Origin of the sequence: Parabacteroides caeci (genome assembly GCF_023656795.1) — a bacterium.
GTDB classification, from domain to species: domain Bacteria; phylum Bacteroidota; class Bacteroidia; order Bacteroidales; family Tannerellaceae; genus Parabacteroides; species Parabacteroides segnis.
Genome location: NZ_JAMOKT010000125.1, coordinates 1 through 6165, shown reverse-complemented (window position 1 = coordinate 6165; position 6165 = coordinate 1). Strand labels below are relative to the sequence as shown.

General features: G+C 44.0%; 4 protein-coding genes. All 4 read left to right on the top strand.

Annotation, left to right across the window (positions count from 1 at the left end; all coding sequences use genetic code 11):
- Nucleotides 1-96: 96 nt before the first annotated feature.
- Nucleotides 97-2400 carry a SusC/RagA family TonB-linked outer membrane protein gene (locus NBH15_RS28815; protein ID WP_250824181.1) on the top strand — a complete coding sequence of 768 codons (2304 nt, stop codon included), beginning with the start codon at nucleotides 97-99 and terminating at the stop codon, nucleotides 2398-2400.
- 12 nt (nucleotides 2401-2412) lie between these two features.
- On the top strand, nucleotides 2413-4395 hold the full coding sequence (locus NBH15_RS28810) for a RagB/SusD family nutrient uptake outer membrane protein (RefSeq protein ID WP_244050503.1): 1983 nt from the start codon (nucleotides 2413-2415) through the stop codon (nucleotides 4393-4395).
- Nucleotides 4396-4499: 104 nt separating this feature from the next.
- Complete coding sequence (locus NBH15_RS28805) at nucleotides 4500-5951, top strand: sulfatase family protein (protein WP_244050502.1); 1452 nt, start codon at nucleotides 4500-4502, stop codon at nucleotides 5949-5951.
- Nucleotides 5952-5962: 11 nt separating this feature from the next.
- Nucleotides 5963-6133 carry a hypothetical protein gene (locus tag NBH15_RS28800; protein ID WP_250824180.1) on the top strand — a complete coding sequence of 57 codons (171 nt, stop codon included), beginning with the start codon at nucleotides 5963-5965 and terminating at the stop codon, nucleotides 6131-6133.
- Nucleotides 6134-6165: the final 32 nt, after the last annotated feature.

Sequence of the window (6165 nt, the reverse complement as noted above, 5' to 3'; positions counted from 1 at the left end):
TTTGGTGCCCATCAGACCGGGAAGAAAGTTTCCACGAGCAAGGAAAGGAAGGCCCAATTGTAAAAACTATACTCTAACTAATTACAAAAGAGCACTATGAACCTTAAATTGATGACATTGGGTAACAACTGGCATTTTCATGAAAAAGCCAATGATAATGTAAACTGGTGGAAAAAGCACTTCCAGTGGGCATGGTCGAACGAACATAATATCAGTCTGAGCGGCGGTACGGAAAAAATACAATATTATGCATCCGGTAGTTATCTGAACCAAAATGGTAACCTGCGTTACGGGGAAGATAATTATAAACGTTACAATGCAACTGCTAAGGTTAATACACAGATAAACAAATATGTAGATTTCAATATCAACACAAAGTTTGTGCGTTTTGACCTCGATAACCCCGTTTATCTGGAAGAAGGCGGACTGCTTTACCACGACATCGCCCGTATGTGGCCTATGATGCCTTTTAAAGACCCGAACGGTTATTATATGAGAAACGGAAAACTCAACCAATTGGCAGACGGCGGACGCTCCAAGACCCATAACGATAATATTTATATGCAGGGACAACTCGTTGTCCACCCGCTTAAAGGATGGAATATTTACGCAGAAGCCGGCATGAGAATTATCAATCAGAACAAACAAACGAACTTGAATCCGATCTATGAACACGATGTAAACGGGAACCCGCTGGCATTGGCTTTCAGCGGAAGTTATTCTCCGGGAGCTTCGTTCGCACGCTCTGCTTACCTGAACAGTAATTTCTATACGACAAGCGTTTATACCGACTATACTTTACAGCTGAAAGATCATTACTTTAAGGCATTGATTGGTATGAATACCGAAGAATATGTCTATCGCGAATTAAGCGCCCAACGTCCCGATGTGATCAGTAGCCTTGTTCCGGAAATCAGTGCGTCTACCGGGGAGGACAAAATCAACAGTTCCAAATATAATGACTGGTCGACTGCCGGATTCTTCGGACGTATCAACTATTCATATAAGGACCGGTATATGGTGGAAATGAACGTTCGTTACGATGGTTCTTCCCGTTTCCTCAGAGACCAGCGCTGGAACGTGTTCCCTTCTTTCTCTTTAGGCTGGAATGTGGCACGCGAATCGTTCTTCGAACCGATAAGTAACATCATCAACACGTTGAAACCGCGTGTTTCATGGGGTATGTTAGGAAACCAGAATACTGACTCATACTATCCGTTCTATCTGACACAAAGCGTAACGGCTAATGGCGGCAACTGGTTAATGAATGGCGGCAAACCGACAACGGCAGGAGTTCCGGGAATGGTCAGCAGCACACTTACCTGGGAGAAAATTTACAATACTAATATAGGTATCGACCTCGGTATGCTGGACAACCGCCTGAATGCAACTGCCGAGTATTTTATCCGCAGAACCAAAGACATGGTCGGACCGGCAGCCGAAGTGGGTGCCATATTGGGAACCTCTCTTCCGAACACAAACAATGCCGAACTGAAAAATAAAGGATGGGAAATACAACTGAACTGGAGAGACCAGATAGGAAAAGTGAATTACAATGCCGGATTCAATCTTTCAGACTATCGCGCTAAAGTTATTTCATACCCCAATGCTTCTAAAGCTCTCTGGGATGCAGACGGAAATACGCTTTATTACGACGGAATGACGATCGGAGAAATCTGGGGATACGAAACGGAAGGTATCGCTAAATCCGACGAACAAATGACCGAATGGCTGGCCAACAATGACCAGAGTAAAATCGGTTCAGCCTGGGGAGCCGGCGACATTATGTATCGCGACCTGAACGGTGACAAAATAGTCGACAGTGGGAACAGTACAGCTATAGATCATGGCGACTTAAAAGTAATCGGTAACAATACGCCTCGCTTCCGCTTCGGCCTGAGCCTGGGAGCAGACTGGAAAGGTTTCGACGTACAAATGTTTTTCCAGGGAGTCATGAAACGTGACATTTGGTTAGGCGGTCCTATGTTTTGGGGGGCTGATGGCGGAGAGTGGCAATCGGTTGGTTTTAGTGAACATCTTGACTATTTCCGTCCGGAGAACACAGCTTCCGTATTCGGAGCAAATCTCGATTCCTACTACCCCAAAGCATATCTGGGTGATAAAGGAAACAAAAACAAAAAAACTCAGACACGCTATTTACAAAACGGAGCTTATATGCGTATGAAGAACCTGCAAATAGGATATACATTCCCCCGAGCCTGGATGAATAAAGCGAATATCCAAAAGCTCCGTATTTATGTTAGTGCAGAAAATCTTTTCACTATCAGTGGCATAGCCGATATGTTCGATCCCGAAGCAACTGCTGCCAACGGATTCAGCAATGGTAAGACATACCCGCTATCTAAAACTATTTCATTCGGTTTAAATATCACTCTTTAAAATGTAAGAACAATGAAAAAAAATCTATTATACATCATAACATTGGTTGGTGCTTTATGCTCCTGTAACGATTTTCTTGACAAAGAACCGTTGGACGCTGTACCCACCGACAAATATTTATTGACAGAAAGTGATTTGGCCGCTTATTCGGCTAATCTCTACGATCAGCTTCCCTCCCATACACCCGGACAATATAATATGGGGGTATTTGTCACCGACAACAATAGTGACAATCAGGCCGCAAGCAATCCCAACAGTTCATTTGTGAAGGGAGAAACCCGCGTAGCGCAAAGCGGAGGAGCCTGGGATTTCGGAAAAATCCGTAATGTCAACTATTTCATCGACAAAGTACGTCCCCGCCTGGAGAATGGGGAATTAAACGGAACAGAAGCCAACAATAAACATTATTTGGGAGAAATGTATTTCTTCCGTGCATATATCTACTATACCAAACTAGTTGCACTTGGCGACTTTCCTATATTGAAAAACTGGATTACAGAAGATTATGAGACCGTCAGGGAAGCAAGCAAAAGACGTCCGCGCAATGAAGTGGCACGTTTCATCCTGCAAGACTTGGACTCGGCCTATTATTACATGAAAGAAACTCCGCCCATGACCAACCGGCTGACTAAAGATTGTGCCGCCCTTTTGAAAAGCCGTGTAGCCTTATTTGAAGGTACATGGGAAAAATACCACAAAGGGACAGCACGCGTGCCGGGTGGTCCGGGATGGCCGGGAGCGAACAAAGATTATCTGAAAGATTTTTCAATCGATATCGATTCTGAAATAAGATTCTTCCTGACGGAAGCCAAAGAAGCTGCTCAAATAGTTGCCGATAAATATTCGTTATCCAGCGATTATCCGTCCCTATTCAACAGCCAATCGTTAAGTAGCACTTCTGAGGTATTATTATGGAGAGCCTATGATGCAAGTCTTACTCCTGCTGTCAACCATTTTGTAGTTGGCTATATACAACGTAACGGAGGTGGAAATACCGGATGGACACGCAGTATGATGCAGTCTTACCTGATGGAAAACGGATTACCGATCTATGCGAACAACTCCGGTTATCAAGGTGATAAGACCTATGAAGACGTAGCAGCCGATCGTGACCCACGTTTAGGATACAATACCATCTTACCAGGTGAATTATTATCAGAGGGAGGAAGCAATATTGAATATCTTGTGAACGGATATGGTTATTATTATCGTGCTCCTATCGTGCTGGGCCAGAATGAGAACAAATGCCCTACCGGTTATTCGGTAAAAAAGGGTCTGACAACAGATGCTGCACAAGGTCCGACGTTGCCTTCTACCACAGCTTGTGTCGTATTCCGGGCTGCTGAAGCATATCTGAATTATATGGAAGCTGATTACGAATTAAACAGTTCGCTGGATGCCAACAGTGGAAAGTATTGGAGAGCTCTTCGTGCACGTGCCAATATGGATACTGACTATCAGAAAACAATAAATGCAACGGATTTAAGTAAAGAATTGGATTTTGCCCGTTATTCCGGCTCTGAATTAGTATCAACGACTCTCTATAACATTCGTCGCGAACGCCGCATCGAGTTTGCTGCTGAAGGACTTCGTCTGAATGACCTGAAACGTTGGCGTGCATTGGATATGATGCAAGGATATCACGTAGAAGGTTTCGATTTATGGAGTGAAAATTATGCACGTTATACAACACCAACTCCCACTCCGGCAGCAGATGTCACTCTTTCGGTCGTTAATCTGATAGAATCCGGAAATACAAATGCGAACGTATCTGCAAAATCAGAAAGCCAGTATCTTCGTCCTTTCCGTATCAATACGAATAATATTGCTTACAACGGTTACAATTGGAACCAGAATAAATATCTGAATCCGATTGCTTTCGACCATTTCCGACTGACAACAGAGACAGAGGGTTCCACTGATTATGCTTCCTCTACAATTTATCAGAATCCGGGATGGAAGATAGAAACCAGCAGTCTTCCTGAAGGCGATTAATGATCTATTCATGATAAAACAAGACCTCCTTATTTTCTTTGGGAGGTCTTGTTCTTTCAAAAAAGATATTGTATTCCACTATAATTATGTAACTTTACTGCACCATGAAAAAAACTATCACTCACACATTATTGCTATTTCCTATATTAGCAATGGGAATACAAGCACAAGAGAAACAGTCTTCTCCAAACCTGATCTTTATTATGGCTGATCAATGGCGCGGAGATGCTTTAGGATGCCTGGGTAAAGAGGCCGTAAAAACACCTCATCTGGATCAATTGGCATCAGAAGGGGTTAACTTCACCAATGCAGTCAGCAGCTATCCGGTATCTTCTCCGGCACGTGGTATGCTGATGACAGGAATGTATCCTGTGCATAGTAAAGTTACCGGAAATTGTAATTCGGCAACAGCTCCTTACGGGGTTGAACTTCCCGAATCGGCCCGTTGCTGGTCGGATGTCCTCAAAGACCAGGGATATGAACTGGGATACATTGGTAAATGGCATCTCGACTCCCCCTACCAGCCTTACATTGAAACCAGTAACAACAAAGGAAAAATAGCCTGGAACGAATGGTGTCCCAAAGAACGCCGCCACGGCTTCAGTCACTGGATCGCCTATGGCACATACGATTATCATCTGAAACCCATGTACTGGGATACGGATGCTTCGCGCGACGAATTTTATTTCGTCGACCAATGGGGACCGGAATATGAAACCGACCGGGCCATCGACTACATCGCCAATCAAGATAATAAGTTTCGCGACACAGGCAAACCTTTTGCTTTGGTCGTATCCATGAACCCGCCTCATACCGGATATGAGCTGGTTCCTGATAAATACAAAGAGATCTACCGCGACGTAGATGTCGAAACAGTATGTAACTCTCCTATCATTGCCCCAAAAGGGACAAAAATGGGAGATTTCTACCGCAAGAGTGTGTTGGATTATTATGCCTGTATGACAGGTGTCGACGAACAGGTCGGCCGTATCATCCGCCAGTTGAAAGAACAGGGATTGTTCGAGAATACGATTGTGGTGTTTACTTCCGACCATGGAGACAGCATGGGGATGCACGAGCATATCGGTAAGAATATTTATTACGAGGAAGCCATGCGCATTCCGATGATGATAAGCTGGCCGGAAAAGATCGCGCCGCGCCGGGATTCGACCCTGATGATCGCTTTCGCCGATCTGTATCCTTCCCTCTTGTCATTAATGGGATTCAAAGAACAGATACCAGCAGAGGTACAGACCTTCGATCTGTCTGCTTCCATCCTCTCACAGGAAAAGGCGCAGGAGGTCGTACAGCCTTATTATTATCTTCTCCCTGAAAATTTAATGACCGGATACAGAGGGTTACGGACGAAAAAATATACATTCGTGGTACACGCCACAAATGGCCGGACTGACGAATGGATATTATTCGACCGCGAGCAGGACCCCTTCCAGCGAAACAACATCGCCCCCGATCAGCCGGCACTGATAAAACAATTTACAAGCCAGCTGAAAGACTGGCTGAAGAAGACTAACGATCCATTTATGAACTGTCTGTAAATTATATACACATGAAAACACATCTTTATCTGGCAATCTTACTGATAGCAAGTATTTTCCCGGCAACGGGACAAGAGGCGGATATCCCCCGCAGGGCAACCGCACCAAAATTTCTATTAAAATATGTTTTGTGGCATAAATCATTAAAATATTTCAAAAAAAGTTGTGTAATTGGGGAATAAAGGTAATCTTGCAGATAGAAAAGTCTTAACTA

What these genes read in the sequence shown, in the direction of transcription:
- NBH15_RS28815 (WP_250824181.1), top strand. Translation starts at nt 97, where the DNA reads ATGAACCTTAAATTGATGACATTGGGTAACAACTGGCATTTTCATGAA.
- NBH15_RS28810 (WP_244050503.1), top strand. Translation starts at nt 2,413, where the DNA reads ATGAAAAAAAATCTATTATACATCATAACATTGGTTGGTGCTTTATGC.
- NBH15_RS28805 (WP_244050502.1), top strand. Translation starts at nt 4,500, where the DNA reads ATGAAAAAAACTATCACTCACACATTATTGCTATTTCCTATATTAGCA.
- NBH15_RS28800 (WP_250824180.1), top strand. Translation starts at nt 5,963, where the DNA reads ATGAAAACACATCTTTATCTGGCAATCTTACTGATAGCAAGTATTTTC.